The 3,466-nt window shown below is 59.3% G+C and carries 4 protein-coding genes and 1 pseudogene; 2 read left to right on the top strand and 3 right to left on the bottom strand.

What is annotated here, in order from left to right; translation table 11 throughout:
- Positions 1-980 (bottom strand): diaminobutyrate--2-oxoglutarate transaminase (locus A2I95_RS28055; protein WP_291735199.1); only part of this gene is annotated, 980 nt, incomplete at its 3' end.
- 62 nt (positions 981-1,042) lie between these two features.
- Positions 1,043-1,591 (bottom strand): diaminobutyrate acetyltransferase, encoded by a 549-nt coding sequence (gene ectA, locus A2I95_RS28060; RefSeq protein WP_291735201.1) that lies wholly within the window; start codon positions 1,589-1,591, stop codon positions 1,043-1,045.
- Positions 1,592-1,789: 198 nt separating this feature from the next.
- Between ectA and A2I95_RS28065 the strand changes: the two genes are divergently transcribed.
- On the top strand, positions 1,790-2,266 hold the full coding sequence (locus A2I95_RS28065; protein WP_260008852.1) for a MarR family transcriptional regulator: 477 nt from the start codon (positions 1,790-1,792) through the stop codon (positions 2,264-2,266).
- 206 nt (positions 2,267-2,472) lie between these two features.
- Positions 2,473-3,250 (top strand): annotated as a pseudogene (locus tag A2I95_RS28070) (IS3 family transposase); the annotation flags it as partial.
- 135 nt (positions 3,251-3,385) lie between these two features.
- Here A2I95_RS28070 and A2I95_RS28075 read toward each other — a convergent pair.
- Positions 3,386-3,466 (bottom strand): ATP-binding protein (locus A2I95_RS28075; RefSeq protein ID WP_291735205.1); only part of this gene is annotated, 81 nt, incomplete at its 5' end.

Consider the following 3,466-nt stretch of genomic DNA (forward strand, 5'->3'; position numbering starts at 1 on the left):
TTTTGGAACCGGCCGTCGGCCCAGAATTTCCGGATCGCAACCCGGGCCGTGACAAAGGCATGAGTGTTGCCGCGGAAGGTGCCGTTGTGTTCGGCGGGGCCGAATATGTCATGCGCGGGACGCACCAGCATCAGCGCCATCGGCAGGCCAAAACCCGAGATCGATTTCGCCAGCGTCACAATGTCCGGTGTGATCCCCATGTCCTCAAACGAAAAGAAGCCGCCGGTACGGCCGCAGCCGGCCTGGATGTCGTCGATGATCAGCAGCGCGCCGTGCTCCTTGGCCAGCGCGGCGATGCGCTGCACCCATTCGGGGCGCGCGGCGTTCAGGCCGCCTTCGCCCTGCACGGTCTCCAGCAGGATAGCCGCAGGGGCGTCGATGCCGCTGGAGCGGTCGTTCAGCATCGTCTCAAGGTATTCAGCGGTATCAGCGCCGCCCGGAAAGTAGCCGTCATAGGGCATCCGGGTGACGCCGTTCAGCGGGGTGCCGGCGCCGCCGCGGTGATAGCTGTTGCCGGTGGCCGCCAGGGCGCCCAGGGTGACGCCGTGAAAACCGTTGGTGAAGGCGATGACATTGCTGCGGCCGGTCACCTTGCGGGCCAGCTTCAGCGCTGCCTCAACCGCATTGGCGCCGGTCGGGCCGGTGAACATGACCTTGTGGTCCATGTTGCGCGGCCGCAGGATGTGCCGGTCGAAGGCGTCAAGGAAATCCGCCTTGGCGCTGGTGTGGAAATCCAGCCCGTGCGCCAGCCCGTCGGTCGAGATGTGGTCGAGCAGCGCCGCTTTCATGTCCGGATCGTTGTGCCCGTAGTTGAGCGACGAACAGCCGGCAAGAAAGTCGATGTACCGGCGCCCCTTGTCATCAGTCAGCTCAGAGCCGCTGGCATGGGTGAACACCGTATCGAAGCCGCGGCAATAGCTGCGCGCTTCGGATTCGCGGCGCTTGAAAATGGAAATCTCGGCTGACGTATCAGTCGGCATATTGTGTCCTCTTGGAACTAGACAGGTCAAAACGGGCAAGCGCCACATGGATCAAAGCGCCCTCAAACTGTGCAGCCGGGCGCCTCGGAGAAATCGATCGTGACCATGTGCTCGGTACTCTGGCGGTCACGGAAATGCCCGGTCTGCGTAAAATGGGGCCGGCTCTTCAGCGGCGCGCTCCGGTTGGCTGCGAAATTGTGGAACAATGCCCAGGACGCTCTGTTTTCTTGCGTGATTGTCGTCTGCAGCCGCTTGATGTTTTTGCAGGCCTCGCGGAGCAGCAGGCCGTTCAGCATCCGCGAGCCAAGCCCGGTTCCGCGGGCGTGTTCCGACACCGCCACCTGCCAGACAAACAGCGTTTCCGGATCGTCAGGCAGAACATAGGCAGAAGTCCAGCCAGCTATTTCTTGCTCGATCTCGGCAACCACGCAGGTCTCGCTGAAGTGGTCGCACTGGATCAGATTGCAGTACATGGAGTTTTCGTCGAGCGGCTTGCATGCGCGCACCAGCTCCCAGATCCCGGCTCCATCTTCCGCTGCGGGCTCACGAAGCACAGGTGTTGCTTTCCGGAAAAACTCTAACGCATGCCGCATCTGTCCCGGCGCCTCCATTTTAATTTGACTGACTAAGTAACAGCCTCTTGCAACGCCTTCAAGCCAGTGTCGCAGATTGCGTCAATGTGTCGTTTTTTGCCCATCATTCACGAAAATACGCCTATCAAGTGGATCACTTATGCTTCACCTATCAAAATAAAAATCCATAAAATCGCACTTCTTGATTATCCCCCCAAGCTCTGCCAGAAACTGAAGATGGACCGTATTGATGCCAGCTTGATAGCCCTGCGCCGGATTCTGCGCGCGACCGACCTGTTCGGACGTGAGCTTGCCCGGTCGGTTGAACTGACTGCGCCGCAGTTTCGGGTGCTGCAAATTATCGCTGGCAGCGAGCATTGCACGGCCAAGGCAATCTCGCAGCAGATGCGGATTTCCCAAGCAACCGTGACTTCGCTTGTCGACAAGCTGGTGCGCAAAGAGATGGCCGTACGTGAAAAGTCGCAGACCGACCGGCGTCAAACCGATATCTCTGTCACTGCAAAAGGCCGTCAGGCAATTGCGGAAGCCCCTGACCCCCTGCAGCAAAGGTTTGTTCGCAAGTTTGAAGCGATGGAAGATTGGGAGCAGGCCGGATTGATTGCGGCACTGGAACGCGTCGCCGCCATGCTGGACGCGGAGGACATTGATGCAGCACCCGTTTTGGATACCGGGGAAAGCCTGACAACTTCATGAGCCGGTCTTGCCGCAACTGCTGAAAGAGCAGACAGAATGCGCAAGTTATGCTGACAGCCCCGTGCCGCCGAAGTGCGGAGGCCAAGTGCGTAATGAACACCCGCTGTTCGCTTGCTCAATGGCTGCAGATGCGGACAAAAGCCTGGACCTGCGTCACTTTCGTGCCGGTTTTCCGCGAGCAATGCTCGCGATAAAGGAAACCGGTTGTGGCAGCCAAACACAGTGGCGATTTCAAACGCGAAGCGGTTCGGATCGCGACAAACAGCGGATTGACGCGCCGCCAGGTGGCGTCCGTTCCGGGGATCGGATTTTCGACCCTTGGCAAATGGATGCGCGACTTTGCGGAGGATCCGTCTGGAGCCACACAAGATGCCGAGTTGCGTCGCGAGAAAGAGCGGCTGCGCAAAGAGAACCGCATTCTTCGGGAGGAGAGGGAAGCACAAAAAAGGCAGCGGTCTTCTTCGCAGGTCAAAGGCAATCATGTTTCAATTCATTGCGGACTGCCATGGAGATCTGCCGCGTGCCCGTCTGTGCCGCCTGATGCAGGTGACGGATCGTGGCTTGCGCGCATGGCGGCGCAGGCCGCCATCACGTCGTCAGCGCCGGGATATGATCCTGCTGGCTCATATCCACGAACAGCACTGCCTGAGCCTTGTCAGCTACGGTCGTCCTCGCATGACGCAAGAGCTCAACGAATTGGGCATCCAGGTCCGGCAAAGCCGGAAGTTCAAACGCACGACCGACAGCGATCATCGCTTCAAAATCGCGTAGAATCTGCTGCGTCGGGATTTCACCGCCACTGCGCCAAACCAGAAACGGGCGGGAGATATACCCTATATTTGGGCCCGCGAGGGATGGGCCTGTCTTGCTGTCATCCTGGATCTGTATTCGCGGCGCGTGATCGGCTGGGCGCTGAGCAACCGGATGAAACAGGATCTGGCCTTGCGCGCCCTGGACATGGCCGTGGCCATCCGCAAGCCACCCAAAGCTGTCAATCGGCATTGAATGTTGACCCCCTATCGGCGTGCAAAAGTGACCCCCTTTGTGTTGAGCTGGCCCGTTGCTGCGTAGTCTCCAAATAACGCAGCGGCAGCGGGCCAGCGGTGGTGCGGCTGGTCGTTAAGCTCTGTTTTTGAACCGCCAGCTTTCGTTGCCGGTTTCCACAATTTCACAGTGATGCGTGAGGCGGTCCAATAAAGC

This window comes from Leisingera sp. F5 (assembly GCF_001593695.1).

What these genes read in the sequence shown, in the direction of transcription:
- ectA (WP_291735201.1), bottom strand. Translation starts at nt 1,591, where the DNA reads ATGGAGGCGCCGGGACAGATGCGGCATGCGTTAGAGTTTTTCCGGAAA.
- A2I95_RS28065 (WP_260008852.1), top strand. Translation starts at nt 1,790, where the DNA reads ATGGACCGTATTGATGCCAGCTTGATAGCCCTGCGCCGGATTCTGCGC.